Annotated in this window: 21 protein-coding genes, 1 tRNA gene and 1 pseudogene; 13 read left to right on the plus strand and 10 right to left on the minus strand. The window is 65.8% G+C overall.

All coding sequences use genetic code 11. The annotated features are described in order from the left end of the window. Nucleotides 1-133: 133 nt before the first annotated feature. Nucleotides 134-997 (minus strand): DUF559 domain-containing protein, encoded by an 864-nt coding sequence (locus J9314_RS06615; RefSeq protein ID WP_246490646.1) that lies wholly within the window; start codon nucleotides 995-997, stop codon nucleotides 134-136. 581 nt (nucleotides 998-1,578) lie between these two features. Here J9314_RS06615 and J9314_RS06620 point away from each other — a divergent pair. The 5 genes from J9314_RS06620 to J9314_RS06640 all read left to right on the plus strand — a co-directional run bounded on the left by J9314_RS06620 (nucleotide 1,579) and on the right by J9314_RS06640 (nucleotide 6,301). Further along, nucleotides 1,579-2,067 carry an FtsB family cell division protein gene (locus J9314_RS06620; protein ID WP_210605025.1) on the plus strand — a complete coding sequence of 163 codons (489 nt, stop codon included), beginning with the start codon at nucleotides 1,579-1,581 and terminating at the stop codon, nucleotides 2,065-2,067. Continuing rightward, nucleotides 2,067-2,630, plus strand: coding sequence for a DUF501 domain-containing protein (locus tag J9314_RS06625; protein WP_210605026.1), 564 nt, complete (start codon nucleotides 2,067-2,069; stop codon nucleotides 2,628-2,630). Before J9314_RS06620 ends, J9314_RS06625 begins: the two co-directional genes overlap by 1 nt. Before the next feature lie 9 nt (nucleotides 2,631-2,639). Then, on the plus strand, nucleotides 2,640-3,584 hold the full coding sequence (locus tag J9314_RS06630) for a Ppx/GppA phosphatase family protein (RefSeq protein ID WP_210605027.1): 945 nt from the start codon (nucleotides 2,640-2,642) through the stop codon (nucleotides 3,582-3,584). Further along, nucleotides 3,581-4,825 (plus strand): S8 family peptidase, encoded by a 1,245-nt coding sequence (locus tag J9314_RS06635; protein WP_210605028.1) that lies wholly within the window; start codon nucleotides 3,581-3,583, stop codon nucleotides 4,823-4,825. The genes J9314_RS06630 and J9314_RS06635 overlap by 4 nt, the downstream gene beginning before the upstream one ends. A gap of 93 nt (nucleotides 4,826-4,918) precedes the next feature. Then, on the plus strand, nucleotides 4,919-6,301 hold the full coding sequence (locus J9314_RS06640; RefSeq protein ID WP_210605029.1) for an NAD(P)/FAD-dependent oxidoreductase: 1,383 nt from the start codon (nucleotides 4,919-4,921) through the stop codon (nucleotides 6,299-6,301). Between the two features lie 95 nt (nucleotides 6,302-6,396). Here J9314_RS06640 and J9314_RS06645 read toward each other — a convergent pair whose 3' ends face one another. Continuing rightward, nucleotides 6,397-7,002 carry an NAD(P)-dependent oxidoreductase gene (locus J9314_RS06645; RefSeq protein ID WP_210605030.1) on the minus strand — a complete coding sequence of 202 codons (606 nt, stop codon included), beginning with the start codon at nucleotides 7,000-7,002 and terminating at the stop codon, nucleotides 6,397-6,399. Between the two features lie 111 nt (nucleotides 7,003-7,113). Here J9314_RS06645 and J9314_RS06650 point away from each other — a divergent pair, with 111 nt between their 5' ends. Next, the gene (locus J9314_RS06650; protein WP_210605031.1) at nucleotides 7,114-7,509 is read left to right on the plus strand and encodes a winged helix-turn-helix transcriptional regulator; all 396 of its coding nucleotides are present in this window, start codon (nucleotides 7,114-7,116) and stop codon (nucleotides 7,507-7,509) included. On the opposite strand, the gene J9314_RS06655 is transcribed toward J9314_RS06650, so the two are convergent. Beyond that, nucleotides 7,490-7,939: a hypothetical protein gene (locus J9314_RS06655; RefSeq protein WP_210605032.1), complete on the minus strand. Its 450-nt coding sequence runs from the start codon at nucleotides 7,937-7,939 to the stop codon at nucleotides 7,490-7,492. The two genes, J9314_RS06650 and J9314_RS06655, sit on opposite strands and share 20 nt — an antisense overlap. 72 nt (nucleotides 7,940-8,011) lie before the next feature. Between J9314_RS06655 and bioB the strand changes: the two genes are divergently transcribed. Next, nucleotides 8,012-9,232, plus strand: a complete 1,221-nt coding sequence (gene bioB, locus J9314_RS06660) for a biotin synthase BioB (RefSeq protein WP_210605033.1) — start codon at nucleotides 8,012-8,014, stop codon at nucleotides 9,230-9,232. A gap of 63 nt (nucleotides 9,233-9,295) precedes the next feature. Here bioB and J9314_RS06665 read toward each other — a convergent pair. Then, nucleotides 9,296-9,372, minus strand: a tRNA-Leu gene (locus J9314_RS06665). A gap of 90 nt (nucleotides 9,373-9,462) precedes the next feature. Between J9314_RS06665 and J9314_RS06670 the strand changes: the two genes are divergently transcribed. Next, nucleotides 9,463-10,773, plus strand: a complete 1,311-nt coding sequence (locus J9314_RS06670) for an MFS transporter (protein WP_210605034.1) — start codon at nucleotides 9,463-9,465, stop codon at nucleotides 10,771-10,773. Nucleotides 10,774-10,840: 67 nt separating this feature from the next. After that, on the plus strand, nucleotides 10,841-11,743 hold the full coding sequence (gene ppk2, locus J9314_RS06675; RefSeq protein WP_210605035.1) for a polyphosphate kinase 2: 903 nt from the start codon (nucleotides 10,841-10,843) through the stop codon (nucleotides 11,741-11,743). A 251-nt stretch (nucleotides 11,744-11,994) separates the two neighbouring features. Here the strand turns inward: ppk2 and J9314_RS06680 are convergent, their stop codons facing one another. The 5 genes from J9314_RS06680 to J9314_RS06700 all read right to left on the minus strand — a co-directional run bounded on the left by J9314_RS06680 (nucleotide 11,995) and on the right by J9314_RS06700 (nucleotide 15,515). After that, nucleotides 11,995-13,158 (minus strand): TIGR01906 family membrane protein, encoded by a 1,164-nt coding sequence (locus J9314_RS06680; protein ID WP_246490647.1) that lies wholly within the window; start codon nucleotides 13,156-13,158, stop codon nucleotides 11,995-11,997. Nucleotides 13,159-13,310: 152 nt separating this feature from the next. Next, nucleotides 13,311-14,237, minus strand: coding sequence for an AEC family transporter (locus J9314_RS06685; RefSeq protein ID WP_210605036.1), 927 nt, complete (start codon nucleotides 14,235-14,237; stop codon nucleotides 13,311-13,313). Between the two features lie 72 nt (nucleotides 14,238-14,309). After that, nucleotides 14,310-14,627, minus strand: coding sequence for a hypothetical protein (locus J9314_RS06690; RefSeq protein ID WP_246490648.1), 318 nt, complete (start codon nucleotides 14,625-14,627; stop codon nucleotides 14,310-14,312). A gap of 91 nt (nucleotides 14,628-14,718) precedes the next feature. Further along, a complete protein-coding gene (locus J9314_RS06695; RefSeq protein WP_210605038.1) occupies nucleotides 14,719-15,096 on the minus strand; it encodes a DUF202 domain-containing protein in 378 nt (125 codons plus the stop codon). Further along, a complete protein-coding gene (locus J9314_RS06700; RefSeq protein WP_210605568.1) occupies nucleotides 15,093-15,515 on the minus strand; it encodes a YidH family protein in 423 nt (140 codons plus the stop codon). Before J9314_RS06700 ends, J9314_RS06695 begins: the two co-directional genes overlap by 4 nt. Nucleotides 15,516-15,705: 190 nt before the next feature. Between J9314_RS06700 and J9314_RS06705 the strand changes: the two genes are divergently transcribed. The 3 genes and pseudogenes from J9314_RS06705 to hrpA all read left to right on the plus strand — a co-directional run bounded on the left by J9314_RS06705 (nucleotide 15,706) and on the right by hrpA (nucleotide 21,771). After that, nucleotides 15,706-17,022, plus strand: coding sequence for an Nramp family divalent metal transporter (locus tag J9314_RS06705; RefSeq protein ID WP_210605039.1), 1,317 nt, complete (start codon nucleotides 15,706-15,708; stop codon nucleotides 17,020-17,022). Nucleotides 17,023-17,112: 90 nt separating this feature from the next. Beyond that, nucleotides 17,113-17,439, plus strand: a pseudogene (locus J9314_RS06710) (mycothiol transferase); the annotation flags it as partial. Between the two features lie 72 nt (nucleotides 17,440-17,511). Continuing rightward, complete coding sequence (gene hrpA / locus J9314_RS06715) at nucleotides 17,512-21,771, plus strand: ATP-dependent RNA helicase HrpA (protein WP_210605040.1); 4,260 nt, start codon at nucleotides 17,512-17,514, stop codon at nucleotides 21,769-21,771. Between the two features lie 66 nt (nucleotides 21,772-21,837). On the opposite strand, the gene J9314_RS06720 is transcribed toward hrpA, so the two are convergent. Then, nucleotides 21,838-22,209, minus strand: a complete 372-nt coding sequence (locus J9314_RS06720; RefSeq protein WP_210605041.1) for an Asp23/Gls24 family envelope stress response protein — start codon at nucleotides 22,207-22,209, stop codon at nucleotides 21,838-21,840. A 221-nt stretch (nucleotides 22,210-22,430) separates the two neighbouring features. Here J9314_RS06720 and J9314_RS06725 point away from each other — a divergent pair, with 221 nt between their 5' ends. Continuing rightward, nucleotides 22,431-24,023, plus strand: a complete 1,593-nt coding sequence (locus J9314_RS06725) for a peptide chain release factor 3 (protein WP_210605042.1) — start codon at nucleotides 22,431-22,433, stop codon at nucleotides 24,021-24,023. The last annotated feature ends 47 nt before the right edge of the window (nucleotides 24,024-24,070 follow it).

Raw genomic sequence — 24,070 nt, forward strand, 5'->3', positions numbered from 1 at the left:
GCGGCCGCCTCATTGCGCTGGAGTTGGACCATCCCGCACCGCTGCCGTCGCTTCGCACCAGTCGCCGCAGTTCCTCCGGTTCGCCACATACTGCACCGTTGCACCGGGAGGAGATGGCGCGAACGGCGACCGATCATGCCGTCTGCGGCTGTGCTGAGCGTCGGATCGCGCGACGGATCTCCTCGAACTTCGCTTCCTCGAACAGCTCCTTCCAGCTGATCCGGATGACTTGCCAGCCGCGATCGCGCAGCCACTGTTCGCGCCGTCGCTCGGCTTCGAGCTCGACGCGAGGCACGCCCGAGCCGAGATAGAGCTTCCCGAGGCCGTCGATCTCAATGATCAGGCGCGCCTGGGCGTGACGGAAGTCGACGCGGATGGTGCGGTGCAGACTTTCGGCTCGGAACGAGATCTGCGGCTCCAAGCCCGTGATGCCGTGCTGGTAGAAGCGGACCGCGGCGATCGCCTCGGCGGGGGATTCGCGGCGGGAGTCGGCGAGGTCGATGGCGAGCCTCACCCTGCTGATATTGCGTTTCTCAAGGCACTGGTCGAGGGTCGCGAGGATTCTGTCTTTCGTCGTCCGACCTCGGTGGAGTGCATCGTCGATCATGGCGACGGAGATGTCGAGGTGATAGCTGCGGGCGACATCGATGAGAGTGCGTTCGAGTGTGGTGACCTCTGCGGCGCCGGTGATCTCCCGGTGATTCGACGGAATGTGATTGCCGCGGACGTGGATGCTCTTGAACCGGCGATTCGTGCCCGGGCGGACGACTTCGACCTGGTGGGTGACGGGGTAGGCGAGCGGCAAGCCGTGGAGGAGCGCCGCAGAGATGTGAGAGAAGACCTCGGGCGGGGAGCCCGGCTTCGACGCGTCTGTCCGACGATCGGCTTGCCGAGCATAGCGCGCCATCACAGCGGCGTTGAGTTCCTCCACCCGGTCGCGCGCATCGCCGTGATCGACGAATGCCTGGTGGACCCTCTCCGCGATGCTGGCCCACAACGGTCGATGAGAGTCGAGGTCGCAGACATGTCTGACGAGATAGACACCTCGCGACAGCCGTCGGAGACAGCACTTTCGGGCACGGCGAATGTCATTGTGGCTGAAACCGAGTCGGTTGAGTTCCCTGGTATCCATTAGTTTGTACATGCATTCAAAATGCAATAAACGCCCACAAATCGCAATAGAGCTATCTATATCTGTGGATAACTCTGTGGATGGCGGTGTTGCAGGATAGGAGAGCGTGCGGTGAGTCGGTGGGCCCTGTGCTGCGGCGGAAGGTATCAGTCACCGGAAGCGATAGGAAACCGTGTTGGAACGGAGCGATTTCTCGCTAACAGTGATGGATGCATGGGGGATTGTAAGAGATGTGGCTGGCGCGTGGGAGTGCCGCTCCCGGTGCGTGATGGTGCCGGGTCGGGCTCGGAATGCGCTGTGAGTTGCGGGAGGATACATGTGCCGACCGCCGCGCGAACACGCGAACACGCCATGGGTTCGAAATCCTCGCGCTGGGAATGCCGACACGGCAGACTTGGATATGTTGCGACACACTTCCCCGATCCCCAGTCGCAGAGGAAAGAAGCATGGTCCCGAGCAAGCCCAGAAGAAGTGCCCCGAAATCGGCTCCTGGCAAAGCCTCCCCTCGTCGACGCCCGAAACCCGTGGTCGAAGCCGATGAGGCCGCCGAGGTCCGCGGCCGTCGGATGTCCTGGCGCACCGGAATGTTTCTCCTCGTCATCGCCATCGTCCTCTTCGCCTTCCTTTCGCCGCTCAACTCCGCACTCAAGCAGGCCCAGCAGATCGCAGCCTTGAACAACGAGATCGAGACCACGAAATCCGAGGTCAAGAGCCTCGAGCAGAAGAACGAGAATCTCAAGGATCCGGACTACATCAAACGCAAGGCCCGGGCGGATCAGTACTACGTGGAGAAGGGCAAGAACGCGGTCATTGTGACCAACCAGGAAGCCGTCGACGAGGATTCGAAGTCCGATGAGCCGGTTCGCAAGCAAGCCTGGTACCTTGAATTGCTGGAGTCGATTCAAGAGGTCGGCAATACCGTGGAGAAGAACTGATGATCACAGAATGCACCGAGGCGGATTTCGCGACCCTGCAGGGTCAGCTCGGACGCATTCCCCGCGGCGTCGTCGGCATCGCCGCCCGCAGCGTCGCCGGTGAGCCGCTCGTCGTCGCCACCGCCCCACGTCTCGAGGACGGCACCCCGTTCCCGACGACCTTCTACCTCACCCACCCCGCCTACGTCGCCGAATGCTCGCGTCTGGAGGCCTCGGGCATCATGGCCGAATGGACGACCGAAGTCGGCGAAGACGAGGACCTCGCAAGCGACTATGCCGCCGCCCACCGGGCCTACCTCGATGTCCGCTCCGAGATCGGCGCCGCAGCCGGCCTCGCCGAGGTGGTCGAGATCAAGGACTACTCCGCCGGTGGGATGCCCACCCGGATCAAATGTCTGCACGCGCTCGTCGGGCACTCGCTCGCCGCTGGGCCCGGGGTCAACCCGATCGGCGACCGCGCACTGTCGTACATGGACGACGTCCCTCCCGTCGCCGAGGCGGACGCTCCGAATCCTGCGAACGTTCCCATCCCCGATGCCCCCACCGCCGAACCGACTGACTAGGATCCGACCATGCGCGTTGCTGCCTTCGACTGCGGGACGAACTCCCTGCGCCTGCTCATCGCTGATGTCGTCGATGGAACACTCACCGACCTCCGTCGCGAGACCCGCATCGTCCGCCTCGGCCAAGGCGTCGACGCGACGGGTCAGTTCGCGCCCGAAGCCCTCGAGCGCACCTTCGCCGCAGCGAGGGAATTCGCCGAGGTGGCCGCGGAGTACCAGCCGGAGAAGCTGAGATTCGTCGCGACCTCTGCCAGCCGCGACGTGAAGAACCGCGATGAGTTCTTCGCCGGCATCTTCGAGATCCTCGGCATCGTCCCCGACGTCATCACGGGCGACGAAGAGGCGCGCCTGTCCTTCCTCGGCGCCACCGCGAACCTGTCCGACGCCGAAGCACCCTTCGTCGTCATGGACCTCGGCGGCGGTTCGACCGAACTCGTCCTCGGCACCGACGACGTCGACGCCGCAGTGAGTATGGACATCGGATCCGTGCGCCTGACCGAGCGGCACATGCCTGTCGAAACCCCTGACGACGCCCAGATCCGGGCCGCGCTGACCGACATCGACGCCCAGCTCGACCAGGCGGCACAGATCGTCGACTTCTCCGCTCCACACACCTTCATCGGTGTCGCCGGCACCGTCACCACCATCACCGCAGGCATCCTCGGACTCGAGAGCTACCAGCGCGAACGCATCCACGGCGCCCACATCAGCGTGGCCGACATCGCCGGCGAATCGCGCAGGCTGCTGGCCATGGACCGCAGCACGCGGGCGGGACTTCCGTACATGCACCCGGGCCGCGTCGATGTCATCGGAGCCGGCTCCCTGCTCTTCTCCCGCATCGTCGAACGCTTCGAGACGGCAGTGACCGGGGCGGGCGGTCAGCTGGACATCCGCATCTCGGAGACCGACATCCTCGACGGAACCGCGCTCGACCTTGCGCTGACGAGCTCGTGAGAGCCGCCGGCCGACTCGCCGCGGTCACAGTGCTCATCCTCGGCCTGATCGCCGGCACCACACAGCCGGTCATCGCGGCCCCGAAGGCCGGACCCGGGCAGTGGTTCATCAAGGACTACGGCATCGACAAGGCGTGGAAGACCTCGACCGGCAAGGGCGTGAAGGTCGCCGTCATCGACTCCGGCGTCAACACCGACCACGAGGACCTCGACGGTGTGGTGACCAAGGCCAAGGACTTCAGCGGTCTCGGAAAGGACGGCACGACGCCGATCGGCGGATCGACGACGATCCACCACGGCACCGCCGTCGCCGGAGTCATCGCCGGGCAGGGCACGGGAGCAGGACCGACAGGTGTCGCCCCCGATGCGCAGATCCTCTCCGCATCGATGTGGTTGGGCCCGGACCGACCGAAGGAATCCGGGTCGACCCGGGAACAGGCCGACAAGGCCGTGCGCTGGGCCGTTGACTCCGGAGCGAAGGTCATCAACATGTCCTTGGGCTGGGACGACCCGGGCTGGCCGGAGAGCTGGGACAAATCGTTCGAGTACGCCTATAAGAAGGACGTGCTCGTCGTCGCCTGCGTCGGCAACGCCTCACAGGGTGCGACCCAGGCATGGTCGCCGTCGACGGTTCCCGGCGTCATCGGCGTGGGCGGACTGGACAAGAACGGCAAGGTGCTCGACGACTCCACGGCACCGGGCACGGCTGTTGACCTCATGGGCCCGGCCAAGGACATTCCGATCCCCTATTACAGCGGCGGATACGCCGAAGGGCAGGGCTGCTCCTTCGCCTCGCCGATCGTCTCCGGAGTCGCCGCACTGATTCGGGCCGACAATCCGAAACTCAGCGCCGATGAGGTTCGGGCGAAGCTGCAGTCGAGCGCGAAACCCGTCTCCGGCCACAAGGGTGTGACCAAGAAGGGCAAGCCCGATCCGATCGTCGGGTGGGGCCGGCTCGACCCGAACGCCGCGTTCAGAGCCAAGGCACCAGGCAACGCGCCCTCGGCCGAGAAAGAGCTCGAGGACTGGGTGAAGATGCATCGGCGCGGTGATGCGAAGACCGAAGAGACGGAGACTGCGTCACCGGATGAGACCGAGGGGCCGAAAGCCGTGGCGCCGACCGATATCGCTGCCACCCAGTCGACGCCTGTTCTCGGATTCGCCGCCCTCGGCGTCGGTGCGCTGATCGCGCTCGGCCTCATCGTGGCCTCGATCATCGCCTTCGCTCGCCGTCGGCGCTGATGGGAGGGGAGCGTCAACCGCTCTCATCTGCGGAGTTCGAATCCTGCGAGAAAACAATTAGTGAAAGTTTTCACAAGGGTCTAGCATGGGCATATGGCACTCATCAGAAACTCGAAACTGCGTCCACGAATCCTCGTCGTCGGTGGGGGCTCCGTCGGTCTCCTCGCCGCTCAGAATCTGCTGAAGAACCTCGGACGGGGCGAAGCCACCGTCACCGTGGTCGATCCCAATCCGTACATGACCTACCTGCCGTTCCTCCCCGAGGTGGCGGCCGGTTCGATCGAGCCCCGTCACGCCGTTGTGCCGCTGCGTCGCAACCTGCCGGGTGCCGAGGTCATCACCGCGAAGGTCACCTCGATCAACCATGCCGAGAAGTTCGCCACCATTGAGCCTGAGAACGATGAGGCCTTCGAGCTCGACTACGATCACATCATCCTCGCCTCCGGTTCGGTCGCTCGCGCGCTGCCGATTCCGGGCCTGAAGGAGAACGCGATTGCGCTGAAGCGCATCGAGGAAGCCGTCGCCCTGCGCGACCACCTCCTCTCCCGCCTCGCCGACGCCGCGCTCATGGAAGACGACGAAGAGCGCCGCAAGGCCCTGACCTTCGTGTTCGTCGGCGGCGGCTTCGCCGGCATCGAGCTGCTCACCGAGCTCGAGGACATGGTCCGTTCGGCTGTTGCCCAGTACGAGACCCTGACCGAGGCCGACGTCCGCTTCGTCCTCGTCGAGGCCCTCGGCCGGGTCATGCCCGAGGTCGGCGAGGCTCAGGCCCGCTGGGTCGTCGAGCACATGCGCGAACGCGGCATCGACGTCTACCTCGAGACCTTCCTCCAGGACTGCACCGACAAGCACATCAAGCTCTCGAACGGCGAAGAGTTCGACGCCGACACGATCGTGTGGTCCGCCGGTGTCAAGGCCAACCCGATGCTCATCGACTCCGATCTGCCGATCAACGAACGCGGCAACGTCACCGTCCGCGCGGATCTGCGCGTCGAGGGCGATGACGGAGTCGTCGAGGGTGCCTGGGCGGCCGGCGACAACGCTGCGGTTCCCGACCTCTCCGGCGGCGGCGTGGCGGGCTTCTGCGTGCCCAACGCTCAGCACGCTGTGCGTCAGGCTCCCGTACTGGCCGCGAACGTCCTCGCCGCTCTGCGGGGAGAGACCGAGTTCAAGCAGTACTTCCACAAGACGATCGGTACGGTTGCCGGTCTCGGTGTGTACAAGGGCGTCTCGCAGATGGGCGACTTCGAGGCTCGCGGGATCCTCGCTTGGCTCATGCACCGCGCCTACCACGGCTACGCCATTCCGACCGTTGATCGCAAGGTTCGGGTCTTCGGCAACTGGTTCCTCAGCGCCGTCCTCGGCCGCGATGCCATGCCGCTGGCCGACCTCGATGTTCCGCGGAAGAACTTCGTTGAGGCCGCGAACTCGAAGCCGGCCCCGAAGAAGGAAGCCAAGGAAGCCGCCAAGGCCTGATCTCGGGCCACTGGCCTTGACCGGCCACCGGGCCTGATGAGGCGAAAGCGCCGGGGATGCACTCAAGCATCCCCGGCGCTTCTCATTCTCTGCGCTCAGTTCGCGACGGTGAAACGGGTGTCGATGTGGTTCGGGTCGACGATCTCATCGACCATGGCCACGGCGAAGTCCTCGGCCGAGACCGCGTCACCGGCTGGAACCTCGAGCTCTGACTTGTACGATCCGGTGCGCTCACCGGGGGCGATCTCCGGGGCGGGGGAGATGAGCGTCCACGGCGACCAGTTGCCGGCGCGCAGCAGCTCGAGAGCCCGTGTGCCGGTCTCCGACTCGGCCTTGTACATGGCGGGGAAGCCCTCGGTGTCCTTGAGCATGGTCTCGCCGACCCACAGCGATCCGGCTCCGCCGACGACGAAGATGCGAGTGTCTCCGCTGTTCTCGGCCAGGGTCTTCAGCGCATCGAGCCATTCCTGATGATCGCCGCCCGTGCGGCTGGGACCAGTGGTGGAGACGATGATGTCATGCTCGGCGGCGATGCGGGCGTCGAACTCGGCGTCGGCCATGTCGCCAGTGAGGCTGCGGGCGGCACCGGGTACGTCGCTGCCCGAGCGCGTGATGGCGGTGACCTCGAGGCCGCGGCCGGCCGCCTCGGCGGTGACGCGGGAGCCGATCATTCCGGATGCTCCGAAGAGTGCGATCTTCATGTGTGTTCCTTTCTGCCGGTGCCCTGCTGGTGGCGCCGAGGTGGTTTCTCCTGTGCTGACATCGATACGCTATCGTTTGGAAACCGAGTACCTCAAAGATACTATTGGGGCATGAAGTTCAGAGATTCCTGGGAAGGCGACGCCTTCGATCCGGAGTGCCCTACTCGCGTCATCCTCGACAGGGTTGGTGACAAATGGACGGTGCTCATCATCGAGATCCTCGATGACGGCCCCAAGCGGTTCGGCGAGATCCGGCAGGCGATCGGCGGCATCACCCCGAAGGTGCTCACTTCGACGTTGCGATCGCTCGTTGCCGACGGCCTGGTGACCAGGCAGTCCTACGGTGAGGTGCCTCCGCGGGTGGAGTATTCGCTGACGGAGCTGGGTCGCTCGCTCCAGGCCCCAGTGGCCGCTCTGCGGCGGTGGGCCGAGCTCAATGTCGCCGAGGTGATCGGCAACCGCGATCGCCAGGCCGGGCTCGAGCCCGTCAAGCCCGGCTCTCGCTGACGAGTTCTCCGAGCACCGTGACGAACTCCCGCAGTCGGCCGGCGACCCGGTAGGCCCGCGGCGAACCTGAATAGACCCAATTGTTCGTGATGATCGAGGCGCTGCCGCCGTTCGTCGCACGCTTGAACTCGCTGACGTCGAGCGTCGCAAGGTGATCTTCGACGAGGCGGTGTCGCATTTCCGGCCCCATCTGCACCCAATGATCGGCGGCCTCGAAGTCGATGTCCGTCCAGTCCGTGCTCGCCTCGCGGTAGGCGAGGGGGCGGTAGGGTGCGCTGGTGCATTCACTGAGCGACGGTCGCCCGGAGTCGGTGGCAGCGCTGTCGACGTCGAAGAGTACGGCCGGTCCGGTCGCCTCGGCGAGGTGCGGGTCATCAACCCCGTCGACGAACTGCGGGCGGTCGCCGACGGTGAGAAGTACGGAGGTCATCACACCATTCTGCCTCCTCGCGCGGGAAGATGTGATTTTGCGCTCTCCTGAACAGTGTTCAATAATGACAACATGGATAGCTACCAAACACTCGCCGAGCGCGTGCTCGGCGGCGCTCCGGCCTCTGCCTCCGCCGCTCACGCGATCCTGTCATCGCCCGACGAGGAATTGCTCGACCTCGTGGCGGCTGCCTCCCGGCTGCGTCGCGAGCACTTCGGCAATCGCGTCAAGGTCAACTACCTCGTCAACCTCAAATCCGGACTGTGTCCAGAGGACTGCGGCTACTGCTCGCAGCGCCTGGGTTCGGACACCGACATCCTCAAGTACTCGTGGCTGCCGAAGGATGAGGCGAAGCGGCAGGCGGAATTCGGTCTGGCAGGAGGTGCTTCGCGGGTCTGCCTCGTCGCATCCGGGCGCGGTCCTTCGAACCGGGACGTCGAACGCGTTTCGGGCATGGTTGAGGAGATCAAGTCATCCACTCCCGACGTCGAGGTCTGCGCGTGCCTAGGATTCCTCAAGGACGGTCAGGCACAGCGTCTCAAGGACGCCGGCGTCGACGCGTACAACCACAACCTCAACACCGCGGAATCGCTCTACCCCGAGATCTGCTCGACCCACACATTCGCCGATCGCGTCGACACCGTCGACAAGGCGCGTGGCGCCGGGCTCTCGCCGTGCTCGGGGCTCATCGTGGGAATGGGGGAGACGAATGAGCAGATCATCGAGGCGATCGAAGCGCTCAGGGCCGTCGACTCCGACTCGATCCCGGTCAACTTCCTCATTCCCTTCGACGGCACCCCGCTCGAGGGCACCTGGACGCTGACCCCACAGCATTGCCTGCGGATTCTGTGCGCCGTGCGTTTCCTCTGCCCGGACCGCGAGCTGCGCATCGCCGGTGGTCGGGAGCTGCATCTGCGATCGCTGCAGCCGATGTCGCTGCATGTGGCCAATTCGCTCTTCCTCGGCGACTATCTGACCTCGGAGGGGCAGGCCGCCGAGGAGGACCTCGACATGATCGTCGACGGCGGGTTCGAGATCGTCGGGGCAGAGAGTGCCGAGCGGTTGCGCGATGAGCTGAAGTCCCATCGGGCGGCGCATCAGGCCGCCTTCGCCGAGGCGGCGCCCAGTGAAGCGAAGAGTGGCGGAGCGCCCGCTGGGGCAGCGATGACTATGAGTACGCTGCCCTGTGGCAAACCTCTGCCGACGGCCGGTCACGAAGCCGGCGACTCCGGAGTGACGATTCCGACCATCCGTCGCCGCGGTGCCGGCACGGAGCTCACGCCCAATGCGTGATTGCGCCAGAATGTCGACATCGGATTCTCGCGAGCACTCTGCCGCGGATGGACCGGATCTCTCTGGTCCCCCCAGTGGGACTCGAACCCACACTGAATCGATTTTAAGTCGACTGCCTCTGCCGATTGGGCTATAGGGGGAATGCTCAGAACACACTGTATAGCCAAACGTCCGAACCCGCGATCTGAGACGTTCGGCCGCCGTCAGTGACCCGGCGGTAGCCTCGACCCATGACGAGAAACCGACCGAGCCCACAAGCCTGGATCATCCTCGTCATCGGTGTCCTCACCCAGATGGCGGCGACCATCGCGATCGCCGGTCCCGCATTCCTCATCCCGTATATGCACACCGACCTCGGGTTCACCCTCACCCAGGCTGGCACCGTCGCCGCCGCCCCGAGCTTCGGTCTCATCCTCACGCTCATCGCCTGGGGTGCCTTCGCCGACCGCTACGGTGAGCGGCTGGCCATGACGCTGGGCATCGCACTGACCGCCGTGTTCTCTGCGGTCGCGGTCCTCGTCGTCGACTCACCGATCTGGATGGTCATCGTCATCGCCGCCTCCGGTGCGGCCGCTGCCTCGGTGAACTCCGCGAGCGGCCGCGTCGTCATGGGCTGGTTCCCACGCCACCGCAGAGGGCTGGCCATGGGCATCCGGCAGATGTCCCAACCCCTGGGCACGAGCATCGCCGCCGTCACGATCCCACCGATCGCCGCGGCCGGCGGATTTCCCGCCTACCTCTGGTATGTCGCTGCCGTCTCCGGGGCACTCGCGCTCATCTGCTTCGCCCTCGTCCGCAACCCTCCGCCCTCGGTTCCCACCCGCACCGAGGTAGCCGACCCAGACGGCGCCACCGACGTTCTCGACGCGTCCCTCCCCGAACCGGCAGCGGACGGGAACGGATCCGCTCGCCCGGGCGCCACCTCGGCGGGGGAGGGGGAACCGAGCCCCACCTCGGCGGTCAATCCCTACCGCAGCGATTCCTTCCTGTGGCGCATCCACGGGGTCTCGGCACTGCTGGTCATCCCGCAGTTCGCGTTCTCCACCTACGGCCTCATCTGGCTCATCGCCAACCAGGGCATCCACGCCGGCACCGCCGGAGCGATCGTCGCCGCCGCGCAGATCATCGGGGCGATCGGGCGCATGGTCGTCGGCGGTCTCTCGGATCGGACGAGCTCACGGGTAGGCCTCATGCGGGTGGTCGCGATCGCGGCGGTCGTCAGCGTCGTCGCCATCGCCGTTCTCTCGCTCACCGAACTCCCGGTCGTCGCGGCGATCGTGTTCATCCTCGCCTCGGCGGTGTCGGTCGCCGACAACGGACTCGCCTTCGCCTCCGTCGCCGAAGCCGCGGGACCGCGCTGGTCGGGCAAGGCCATGGGAGCGCAGAACACGGGACAGTTCGTCATGTCGGCCCTGCTCGGGCCCGGGTTCGGCGCCCTGGTCACCGCCTTCGGCTACCCGCTGTCCTTCGGGCTCATCGCCCTCGCCCCGTTGCTGAGCATCGGAATCATTCCGCGCAAGGACGTCGATCGCATAACCTGATATTCACCTCGGCGCGCTAGCGTGCTCGAGGCTCGACTCTGTGCCCATATCGAAAGGTGAGGATCTCGTGAACGATCTGTTCCAAGAGAATCTGCGGGAGTACATCGACAAGCTCCGGCTGGAGGGCTATACCGTTTCGGACAGCCAGACCACGGATCCGCACCTCATCGACCCCATGGGCCGGGCCGTCGAGACCTGGCGTGAAGGGTACCCGTACGACGAGCAGATGGACCGTGAGGAATACGAGCTCGAGAAGTACCGTCTGCAGGTCGAGCTGCTGAAGTTCCAGTACTGGGGCCAGGACACCGGGGCGAAGCACGTCATCGTCTTCGAAGGCCGCGACGCAGCCGGCAAGGGCGGGACGATCAAACGCTTCACCGAACACCTCAACCCGCGTGCCGCCCGCGTCGTGGCGCTGAACAAGCCCTCGGACCGAGAAGCCGGCCAGTGGTATTTCCAGCGCTACATCTCCCACCTGCCCACCAGCGGTGAGATCGTCATGTTCGACCGGTCCTGGTACAACCGGGGCAATGTCGAACGCGTCATGGGATTCTGCACGGATGACGAGTACGAGACGTTCATGGAGCAGGCGCCCGTGTTCGAGAAGATGCTCATCGACTCCGGCATCCATGTCACGAAGTTCTGGTTCTCCGTGACCCAGCGTGAACAGCGCACCCGGTTCGCGATCCGCCAGATCGACCCGGTGCGGCGGTGGAAGCTCTCACCCATGGACCTCGAGTCCCTCGACCGATGGGATGACTACACGCAGGCGAAGGAGGCGACCTTCCGCCGCACGGACACCGACCATGCTCCGTGGATCACGATCAAGAGCAACGACAAGAAGCGCGCGCGGCTCAATGCGATGCGCTACTTCCTCAACCAGTTCGACTACGAGGACAAAGACACCTCGGTCGTCTACGAGGCCGATCCGCTGCTCGTGCGCCGCGGACGCGACGCCGTCGACGACTGAAGGTCACGTCCCGCGGGCGACTCCGGGTCGGGTTTGGATCGGAATCGGCCCGGGACGGCGGGCGACCGGAATTCTTTGGTCGATCCACCGTGTTTTCCTCGACCAGAACACCGCGGATCGACCAGGAAATCTGAGGTGGTGTCAGCGACAGCCGTCGAGACAGAATTTCGGCCGGGTGGAAGGGGAAAGACCACCCGGCCGGAACCGTGGAGCGGGGCTCTCACCCGCAGCGCACTATTGGCAGACGCGGCTTAAGCGTCGGCGGCTTCCTTGCGTGCCTTCCGCGCCGCGCGGCGCTTCTTGTGGCCGGCGAAGCTGAAGCAGAAGAGGACGATGGCCACCAGGACGAACAATCCGCCTCCGGCGATGCCGGCATCGACCCAGAACTGGGGTGGGAACAGCCGGATGAGCGAATCATCGGCGTAGAACTCCCAGGTCCCGTCCTTGAAGAAGACCTTGTGGAACCCGCGGAAGAAGCTCTCCCAGCCGAGTACGGCGACGACGGCGACAGCGGCCATGAAGATGACGCTGAAGATCGAACCGAGGCGGACTCCGGCATGGATGCCCGAACCGCCCTTGCGGCACATGTAGAGACCGAAGAGGACGGATCCGATGAGGCCGATGAGCGCGACGAGGTAGAGCAGCGAGATGAGCCCCTTGACGTCGGCCATATGGCTGAGCTCGTCGGAGATGAAGATCGGTTCGCCGTTGGGCATGACGATGTCGGCGAGGTAGCGCCGCGAATCGAAGTTGTGCAGATAGTCGATGACATAGGTCCCGTAGTGCTCCCGGTCGGCCTCTCCGAAGCCGAACTGGTCGGCGGGGAATCCGGGCCGGAAGTACTCGAACTTGAGGAAGATCCCGGAGGCGACGAAGCGCACGGCCAGCGCGAGCAGGACGAAGGGGGTGGCGAGCATGATCCAGATCGTGCCGATGACGTCGAGGACGCTGCGCCGACGTTCCGGGACCTCGGGTTCACGAGAATCGGTCGAGGTCGCCGCCTTCGACACAGCAGCCCAATCGGCCTCGCTCATCACCGCTGTCCGTGCGTTCGCGGGCACCTCCCGGGTGGCCCCGGTCGAGGTCGACGTGGAAGTCGCCGCGGATGCCGAATCCACAGCCTCCGTCGAGGAGGATCGGTCGGCGCCGCGTGTACTCGAGGACTGAGCGTTCGGATTCGACGAATGGGCGGGAGCCACCCTCACCGGGCCCGTCGGGGGCTTGGCGTCGGCGGAATGCTTGGGGGCATCCTCGGCGATGGGATCCGTGATCGGATCGAACGCCTCGGTGTCGGTCGAGGGATCGTTCGCCGCCTCCAGAGAGGTCGACGACTGCTTTTCGGCAGCACTGGCCGACCCTGAACTCATCCGCCTGCTCAGGAGGTCTTCGGTCTCGTTCTTCTCGTCTCTGGACACATCCCCATTGTCAGCGACCACAGGGTCCGAGCCCGGGAGGACACGCCACGGCGGACGATTTCGGGCACACCCGCGCCGAGGTGGGGCCGCGACGATCGGTCGAGCGCGGTTCGCGTCGGGGCGGGCTCAGCCCAGGAAGTCAACCGGAGAAGTCAGCCCAGGAGGGCTGCGATGACGACGAGCGCGGGCACCGCGAGGACCGTGGTGATGAACACCGCGTCTCGCATGAGCGCCTCGGACTGGCGGTACTGCATCGAGTAGATGTAGACGTTCTGGGCTGTGGGCAGGGCCGAGGTGACGACGATGGCGAAGAGGTCGATGCCGCCGTAGCCGAGCATCGGCCCGCCGATGGCCCAGGCGATGACCGGCTGGAGGACGAGCTTGCCGCCCGCGATGTAGCTCAGCTGGGACCGGGTGCCCTTGACCGGCAGCGCCCACCCGTCCTTGAGTGAGATGCCGAAGGCGAGGAGGGCACCGGGGACCGCGGTGGCACCGATCATGTCGATGGGTTCGAATACGAAGCGGGGCAGTTCGAAGCCGGTCGCCGAGGCGGCCACACCGGCCGCGGCGCCGAGGACGATGGGGTTCTTGAGCACTTGGAGGACCGCGGAGTACCAGTGCGAGTCGTGCTGTTTCTTCCCGGCTCCGTCGAGGACGGCCATCCCGATCGGGGCGAGCACGAGGAGTTGGAATAGCAGCACGGGGGCGACGTAGCCGATGTCGTGGAGGACGTAGGCGGCGATCGGGATGCCGAGGTTGCCGATGTTGACGTAGCTGGTCGCCCACGCGGAGAACATGGCCTCACCGGTGCTGCGCTTGCGGATCCAGCGGGTGAGGACGAAGAGGAGGAGGCCGACGATGACCGCGGATCCGCCGGTGGCGAAGAGCGTGGTGTTGAAGATCAGCCCGAGATCGGTGTCGGCGACAGTGACGTAGAGCAGGGTCGGAGTGCCCGCATAGAAGACGAGCTTCGCGATGACCTGCTGGCCGTGGGGGCCGAGCACGCCGGAGCGACCGAGGATGAAGCCGACGAGGATGACCCCGGCGATGACGGCGAAACCTTCGAACACGGCGAGCATGGGTGGGACGATCCTCGCTTTCTGGAGCAGTCGTGTTCTGAGTCAGGCGTGCCGCCGGTGACGGTCGGTAGGTCAGTCCGCCTCGGCGGCGTCGGAGACGAGATAGGACGCGGCGGCGCTGACCGCGCTGACGGCGAACACCGCGGGCCAGGCGCCGATCTTCTTTGCCAGGGGATGCGAGGCTCCGAAGCCGCCGAGGTAGGTCAGACCGAGACCGACAGCGGCAGGCCAGCCTCGCTTGGCGTACCAGGAGCGGGCTGCATAGCCGCCGGCAGCGGCGAGGACGACGCCGCCGAGGGGGCGGATGCCGGTCTCGCGGGCGGTGAGGAATCCGCCGATGAGGCCGACGGCGACGAGCGGGGCGGTGGCGACTTCGTGTGCATCCTTCATGCGCTCAAGTCTATGCATGAGGGTTCGCGGTCCGGACGGCGGTCTCACAACAAGGAACGCCGATTCGGCATCGCGGCCCTCACATCAGCCCTCACGTCAGCGAGATCTTGATGACCGAGGCAATGCTGATGACCGCGATGAGACACACCGAGGCGGTGAGGAAGACGACGGCCCACGGACTCGGGCGGCCGCGTTCGGCCTGGATCGAGTCCGCACCCAACCGGTATCGCCTGACCTGCATCGACAGCGCGGCGATCGCGAGGCCCATGCACACGACGAAGACGCCGACCGACCAGCCTTCGAAGACGTTGATGAAGCGCATGAAGACGAGGCTGACGACGGTCATCGTCAGTGCCGTACGCAGCCATGACTGAGTGGTGCGCTCGGGCTGCAGACCCGGATCGGGGTGCGGCTGCGGTCGAGTTCGGCGCGGCCCGGGCAACCGCGGCCGCGGGAGGCGGGGAGTCATCGCAGCAGACCGGCGAACACCAGCACGAGCAGCCCCGCGCCCAGCGCCGAGGCGAGGCTGACGATGGGAATGATGAGCGGCAGCGGCAGCGAGGTCTTGCGCCGCATCGCCGATTCGATGCGATGCCAGCGGACTGCGGCCCCGGAAGCGAGGATGAAGCCGATGACCATGAGCACGATCGACAGAGTCGCACGCAGACCGGTCGAGAAGATCTCCGAGGTGAAGGCTTCGACGGCGATGCCGCCGCCGATGAAGGCCAGGGCCGTGCGGATCCAGGACAGGAAGGTCCGCTCATTGGCCAGGGTGAAGCGCGGGTCCGGGTCCTCGCCGTCGGGGAAGACACGGCGGGCGATTCTGCTGCGGGTATCTTCGGCGGAATTGTCGTCACTCACCCTTCGAGGATAGCCCCAGACGGCCATCGCCGGGTGGGGAAGTCCGCACACGGCAGCGATGACGAGACGATGACGTCCGTGGCGCACCGGTCCTGTCGACTACGATGGTGGTGGACACACGGAGACCGCTGCGCCGCCGATGCCCGAGGAGATCCTATGGAGGGTCACCGACCGCCCGGTGAAGTCGTATGCGACCGAACACGAAGGCGGTAATGGAATGAGCGAGCAGTCGAGCGGCAGCGGATCCCGCGACGGAGCGGATCCGCAGACCGTATCCGGAATCGAGGAGGCCTCGGGGCCGGCCAAATGGAAGGTCATCGGTCCCGGGCTCGTCGTCGCGGCCACCGGCGTCGGCGCCGCCGATATGGTCGCCACCCTCGTGGCCGGCAGCCAGTTCGGCTATGGCCTGCTGTGGGCAGTCATCGTCGGTGTCATCCTCAAGATCGTCCTCGTCGAAGGAGCCGGCCGATTCAGCCTCGCAACCGGGAAGACGATCTTCGAAGGCTGGAGGTCACTGGGCCGGTGGACCACGTGGTACTTCGGTCCCTACATCATCATCTGGGGCTTCGTCTACGGCGCGACAGCCATGAGCTCCGCTGCCCTGCCTCTGGCCGCGCTGTTTCCCGGACTCAACCTCACCGTCTGGTCGGTGCTCATGGGCCTGGCCGGTTTCGCCATGGTGTGGTTCGGCCGCTACGCGATATTCGAGAAGATCACCGCAGCCCTCGTGGGCATCATGTTCATCACCGTCGTCGGGCTTGCGATCATCGCCGCACCGAACGTCCCGGACATGCTCACCGGACTAATCCCGATCATCCCCGAGGGCGGCGTGATCTACACCCTCGCCCTCGCCGGAGGGGTCGGCGGCACCATCACGCTGGCCGCCTACGGGTACTGGCTGCGTGAGAAGGGCTGGCACACCCCGAAGTGGATGCGGGTGATGCGCATCGACAACTCCATGGCGTACGTGATGACCGGCATCTTCGTCATCGCCATGCTCATCGTCGGCGCCGAGGTCGTGCGTGCGGCAGGCGTGTCGATCTCCGCCGAGGACAAGGGACTGCTCGACCTCGCCGAGGTGCTCAAGGCCCGCTACGGCGACGTCGTCGGCATCGGCTTCCTCGTCGGCTTCTGGGCCGCCTCGTTCTCCTCGATCATCGGTGTGTGGAACGGTGTGTCCCTCATGTTCGCCGATTTCTGGGGCCATATGCGCAAGAAGCCCGGCGGACACCCCGACACCCTGACCGGCGGCAAGTACTTCAAGTTCTATGTCCTGTGGCTGACGTTCCCGCCGATGCTGCTGTTCATCCTCGGCAAACCGATCGGCCTCATCCTCGCCTACGGTGTTCTCGGCTCGCTGTTCATGCCGTTCCTGGCCGTGACCCTGCTCGGACTCCTCAACGGCAAGAAGATCCCGAAGGAATGGGCGAACAAGCTGCACACGAACATCGCCCTGGCGATCACCGCACTGCTCTTCATCGTCCTCGGCATCCAACAGCTCTACTCCGCGCTCGCCCCGCTCTGGGGCGGATGAGAGGATCATTGCTTCATCCGGCCCTGGCCGCACCGGGACGAAGTTGTCTCCGATGAGGTCTTCGACACCGATCCGTAGGCCGATTGGTACGCCACCGAGGCGGAGTCCGCTGAGAGCGTTCTCGACCTCTACCGGCGGGTCTGGGGTTTCGCGGATGAGACGTTCGACTCCCTGCCGCTCGACGCACCGGGACAGGTTCCGCATTGGCCGGCTCCGATGAACGCGGTGACTCTGGGGCAGATGATGGTCCATGTCCTCGTCGACCTCACCCGCCACCTCGGGCAGGTCGATGTGGTCCGTGAAGGGATCGATGGGCAGGTCGGGCTGAGCGCGGCCAGCCCGAACATCCCGGAAGGCCAGGATTGGGAAGCCTACTCGGCGATGCTGCGGGAGCTGGCGGAGAAGACCGGCCGGTAGAGATTCTCTCCTCTTCGCCACAGCTCGGTGTCTCCGAATTCGCTTGCGGCTACGGCTAAGCTGGTGACTGCAATGGCACAGGAGAACTCAGCATCGTCGACACCGCGTCCCGACGCGCAGACTGATTCGTCGACTCCGCGGGCGAAGCGCTCGCCTCGGCGACGCGGGCAACGCGGATCGACCGGCCAGCGACGGAAGTCCACCGCGGCCCACCACCAGCAGCGACGTGCCCGGCTCAAAGACGCCCGCGCGGCGCACACGGTCGACGTCACCTACCCCGCGGACCTGCCCGTCACCGCCGCGAAGGACGAGATCGCCGAGGCGGTCCGGGACAACCAGGTCGTCATCATCGCCGGTGAGACCGGATCGGGCAAGACCACGCAGCTGCCGAAGATCTGCCTCGAACTCGGCCTCGGCGTCGACGGGCTCATCGGCCACACCCAACCTCGGCGGATCGCCGCACGGACCGTGGCCGAACGCATCGCCGACGAACTCGGCGAGGACCTCGGGAACACCATCGGGTATCAGGTGCGCTTCACCGCGCAGGTCGCTGACTCCACTCGTGTGAAGGTGATGACCGACGGCATCCTGCTCTCCGAGCTCTCCCGAGACAAGCTTCTGCGCGACTACGAAGTCATCATCATCGACGAGGCCCACGAACGCAGCCTCAACATCGACTTCCTCCTCGGCTACCTCAAAGAGGTGCTGTCCCGGCGGCCGGACCTCAAGGTCATCATCACCTCGGCGACGATCGACCCGGAGTCCTTCTCCGCGCACTTCGACGACGCCCCGATCATCTCCGTCGAAGGCCGGACCTACCCCGTCGAGGTCCGCTACCGGGCCCTCGTCGACGAAGACGACGATGACGACGTCGACGGACCCGGCGATTCCGGCAGCTTCGAGACCGGGGTCGAGGAGCAGACCGACGGCATCATCGCAGCCGTCGACGAACTCGCAGCCGAAGAACCCGGAGACATCCTCGTCTTCCTCTCCGGCGAACGCGAGATCCGCGACACCGCCGACGCCCTGACCGACCACCTGCGCAGACGTCCGCGGATGAGCAATTGGGAGGTCGTGCCGCTGTTCGCCAGGCTCTCGGCTGGGGAGCAGCAGAAAGTCTTCCAACCGCATTCGCGACCCCGCATCGTGCTGGCCACGAACGTCGCCGAGACCTCGCTGACGGTGCCCGGCATCAAATACGTCATCGACGTCGGCACCGCCCGCATCTCCCGGTACTCCAACCGCACCCGGGTGCAGAGACTGCCGATCGAACGGATCTCACAGGCGAGCGCCAACCAGCGCAAGGGCCGGTCGGGCCGCACGAGCGAGGGCATCTGCATCCGCCTGTACTCGGAAACCGACTTCGACTCCCGTCCCGAGTTCACCGACCCCGAGATCCTGCGCACCAACCTCGCCAGCGTCATCCTGCAGATGGCCTCGCTCGGGTTCGCCTCGAGCGATGAGGAGATCCTCGACTTCCCGTTCCTCACCCCGCCCGACGCCCGTGCCGTCCGCGACGGACGCACGATGCTCGCCGAGCTCGGGGCGCTGACCAGCGACAGCACCGGCAGGATCACCGTCACCGAGATCGGTCGGAAGCTCACCGTGCTGCCGATCGACCCCCGCCTGGCCCGCATCGTCATCGCCGGCGCGGAGGCCGGCTGCGGGGGAGAGGTCACCGTGATCGTGGCAGCCCTGTCCATCCAGGATCCCCGGGAACGTCCAGCGGAATTACGTGCTGCCGCCGATGAGAAACATGCGCGCTTCACCCACCGCGGCAGCGACTTCCTGTCCTACCTCAACCTGTGGAACTACCTGCAGAGCCTGCAGGCCGATATGGGGTCATCGAAGTTCCGGCGCCGCTGCAGAGACGAGTTCCTCAACTTCGTGCGCATCCGCGAATGGCAGGACCTCGTCGGTCAGCTGCGCTCCCTGCTCGGCTCGGCAGGCATCCGCATCGACAGATCGGTCTGGCACCCGGCAGGCAGCGATGAGGCAGATGGGCCCGCCGTCGCGATCCACGGCACCGAGGCGGCCGACGGCGCCAAGGCTGCCAGGAGCGCCGAGGCGGCCGACGGCACCGGTCAGACGCAGCGCGGTCCCGGGGCGAAGGGCAAGATCGGCTTCGCCGAACTCAGCGCCGCGAAACGCAGTGCGAAGAAGCCAGCGGTCACCGGTGGCGTCGGAGACGCAGGTAAGCAGGTCGCCGCCGCGAAACTCGACCCGCATGCCGCCGCCATCCACCGCGCCCTGCTCACGGGGCTGCTGACGATGATCGGTTCGAGATCCGAACGTCACAAGGACTACCAGGGAGCCCGCGGCACCCGCTTCGCGATCTTCCCCGGATCCGGCCTGTTCAAGGTCAACCCGGACTTCGTCATGGCCGCCGAACTCGTCGAGACCTCCCGCCTCTGGGCCCGCACCGTCGCCGCGATCGACCCCGACTGGGTCGTCGAAGCCGCAGGCGACCTGGTCACCCGCCAGCATTCCGACCCGCACTGGTCGACGAAAGCCGGAGCGTCGATGGTCTACGAGAAGATCTCCCTCTACGGGGTCACTCTCGTCAGCGACCGCCGCGTCGGCTACGGCACCTTCGACCGGGACGGTGCTCGCGACATGTTCATCCGCAAGGGCCTCATCGAAGGCGACTGGCACGAACGCTTCGGTTTCCTCGACCACAATGCCGCGGTCATCGCGGAGGCCGAGGAACTGGCCTCACGGACACGGAACCGGCGCGTACTCGACCAGGACGATGCCCTCTACGAATTCTTCGCTGAACGGATCCCGGAAGGGGTCACCTCGGCGGCGGATTTCCGGTCCTGGTGGAAGAAGCAGAAGCGACGCGACGCGCACCTGCTCGACCTGACCACCTCGGTGCTGCTCAGCGATGACAGTGAGGAGCTCACCGCCTCGGTCGCCGATGATTTCCCGATGGAATGGGAGCTCGCCGACGGTACGCAGGCGAAGCTGCGGTACTCGTTCGACCCCGGCAGCACCGAGGACGGGGTCACGGTGGAGATCCCCGCCGAGGCGGTGCCCGCCGTCGACGTCGACGAGTTCTCCTGGCAGGTGCCCGGGCTGCGGGAAGAGCTCGTCGCCGCCTACATCCGGTCGCTGCCGAAGAACAAACGACGCTACTTCGTCCCCGCCCCCGATGTCGCTCGCGACATTCTGCCCGCGCTCACCCCCTACCAGGGCAGCCTGCCGGAGGTGCTGGCCGCCCACCTGAGCGAACGCGCCGGCGGGGGAGGGCTGAACGATCTGGTGCCGATCACGGTCACCGCCTCGGACTTCGACCGGGACCGGATCCCCGCGCATCTGCGACTGACCTTCCGCGTCGTCGACGGGAAGAAGACCGTCGGACTCGGCGAGGATCTTGCCACCCTGACCACACGAGCGAAGCCGCAAGTGCGCAAGGCCAGGCAGAAGCAATCATCGTTCTCCCCGAAGACGGGACTCACCGGCTGGACGTTCGGCAGCCTCGGCGATCCTGATGAGGCTTCGGCCGGGGTCGTCCCCGGGCTTGCCGCCCGTCAGCAGTCGGTCGACCTCGTGGCCTTCGACACCGCCCTCGAAGCGCGGCTGGCTACCCGGGAGGGACTCATCACGCTGCTGGCACTGCAGGCGAATGAGGCGCTGAAGTATCTGCAGGACGGGCTGACGACCGAGGAGAAGCTCATCCTCGCCGGGCACCAGAAGTCCTCCGACGAACTGCTCACCGGCCTCGTCCGGGTGGGAATCCGCGGGCTCGTCGACGACAGGCTGGGACCGGCCGAGTCTTCATGGGTGGCCACGGAGGCAGAGTTCGATCAGCTGCGCACGCACGTCCACGCGCAGCTGCCGCTCACCTGCTCGTCACTGCTGCCGTCCCTGGTCAGGGCGCTCAAGGCGGCCACCGAACTCGACAAGCTCGTGTCGAAGGCGTCATCGCTGGTCATCCTGTCGAACCTCGCCGACGTGCAGGCTTGGCGGGCCTCGCATGTGAGCGCCGAGGCGGTCGCGGCGATGACGCCCGAGATGCTGGCTCAACTGCCGCGCTGGGTTCAGGCAGAGGTCGTGCGCATCGGCGGGATGCAGGATTCGCCGATCCGGGACAAACAGTTCATGGACCGCGTCACCGGTGTCAGTGACGATGTGTCCAAGAAGATCGGCAACCGGTTCCCGCCGCTGGCGAAGGCCGAGTGGGCGCAGCTGATCGTGTCACTGCCGCGAGAGTGGGTCGAGGTCGTGGCCATGGTCGAGGAGCTGCGGGTGTCACTGTTCGCGAATTCGCTGGGCACCGCTCACCCGGTGTCCGAGAAGCGCATCGCCAAGGTGCTCGCGCAGCTCTGATCTCGGCTGGCTCCGCCGGGCGACGGGTTGTCGGTAGGGAATGTCGCGAACTGTAGGGTGTGCCGCTCAGGCCCCAGGATGGATCAGTTTGTCGGCCAGCGCCCAGAGCGGCAGCGCAGCAGCGACGAGGAATGCGGCCGCCGCCCACCAGATCCGCCACTTACACGTGCGTCGACGAGAGCCGATGAAGAGGAACGCGATCCAGAAGATCACGAAGAAGGCACCGGAGAGGCTGAGCATCACCATCGCGAAGGCTTCCCAGCCCGAGGTGCCCAGATCGAAGATGTAACTGGTCACCTGAGCGATCTGCCACGAGAACATGATCGCGAACGCGAGCAGCGGGGCGCCGAGGACGCCGGCCAGGATGAGCGGCAGGGCCTTGAGCCAACGTTCCTTCGGCTCCGAACGGCCGGCGTAATCGACATATTCCTCAGACATCGCCACCAGCATATGGGCCGATTCCGACAGGACGCTGGACGCAATGCCGACAGGACGCTGGACGCAATGCCAACAGTGCGATGCTCACTTCGGCCGTTCCGCGATGTACCCATCTCGGCTCGGACAGCGCGGACACCTCGAATGCCGCCTTGCACGGCCCCGAAATCCACTGTGACCGACCGGACAAGGCGGCGGCAGGAGAAGAACGATAGGATATTGCGGTGACTTCCGGCCAGTATTCCGATAAGGACATCCGACGAGAAGCGGCGCGCCGCCGCACGTTCGCTGTCATCTCCCACCCCGACGCAGGTAAGTCGACGACCACCGAGGCGCTTGCCCTGCACGCCCGTGCGATCGGTCAGGCCGGAGCCACCCACGGCAAGGCCGGGCGCCGCGCCACCGTCTCCGACTGGATGCAGATGGAGCAGGATCGCGGCATCTCGATCTCCTCGGCCGCGCTGCAGTTCGAGTACCGCGACGCCGTCTTCAACCTCGTCGACACCCCCGGACACGCGGACTTCTCTGAGGACACCTACCGAGTGCTCTCGGCCGTCGACTGCGCCGTCATGCTCATCGACGCCGCCAAAGGACTCGAGGCGCAGACGATGAAGCTCTTCGAGGTCTGCGCCCACCGCAACATCCCGATCATCACCGTCGTCAACAAATGGGACCGTCCCGGCCTCGACGCGCTCGAACTCATGGACGAGGTCCAACAGCGCACCGGGCTGCTCCCCACCCCGATCACCTGGCCCGTCGGCCAGTCCGGCGACTTCCGCGGTGTCCTCGACCGCCTCACCGGCGAGTACACGAAGTACACCCGCACCGATGGCGGTGCCACCATCGCAGGGGAGGAGACCTACTCCGCCGAGGCGGCCGCGGACCTCGAAGGCGATGCCTGGGCCACCGCTGTCGACGAGTCCGAACTCCTGGAGATGGAAGACCAGATCCACGATCAGGAGACCTTCCTCGCCGGGAAGTCGACCCCGGTCATGTTCGCTTCCGCGGTGCTCAACTTCGGCATCCACAAACTCCTCGACCTTCTCGTCGATCTGGCACCCGCCGCCGAGGCGCGCCCGGACAAGGAGGGAGTCCCGCGTCCCGTCGACGCTCCGTTCTCCGGCTTCGTCTTCAAGGTCCAGGCAGGCATGGATTCGAACCACCGTGACCGGTTGGCCTATATCCGCGTCTGTTCGGGAGTCTTCGAGCGCGGCACCGTGCTCACCCATGCCGCGACCGGCAAGCCCTTTGCCACGAAGTACGCTCAGCAGGTTTTCGGACGCGACCGCGACGTCGTCGACGAAGCCTTCCCCGGTGATGTCGTCGGACTCGTCAACGCCTCCGCACTGCGCGTGGGCGACTCGCTCTACCTGGACAAGAAGGTCGAGTTCCCGGGCATCCCGACGTTCTCACCCGAACACTTCATGGTCATCAGAGCCAAGGACTCTTCGAAGTACAAGCAGTTCCGCCGCGGCATCGAACAGCTCGATCACGAAGGCGTCATCCAGGTCCTGCGCTCGGATCTGCGCGGCGATCAGGCTCCGGTCCTCGGCGCGGTCGGTCCGATGCAGTTCGAGGTCGCCGAAGACCGGATGACCAACGAGTTCAATGCCCCCTGCAGCCTCGAGCGCCTCAACTTCTCCCTGGCCAGGCGCACCACCCCCGACTGTGTGCCGACCCTGGCCCGCGAACGCAGCGTCGAGGTCCTCCATCGCTCCGACGGCGAACTGCTCGCACTGTTCTCCGACCGCTGGCGGCTGCAGGGCGTGGAGAAGAACCACCCTGATCTGGTGCTCGAGCCGCTCGTCGTCAGCTGAACGGACACACTGGGTTCACCGGGACGCTCGGCTCGGAGGGACCCATG

Origin of the sequence: Brevibacterium oceani (assembly GCF_017948325.1) — a bacterium.
Classification (GTDB): Bacteria; Actinomycetota; Actinomycetes; order Actinomycetales; family Brevibacteriaceae; genus Brevibacterium; species Brevibacterium oceani.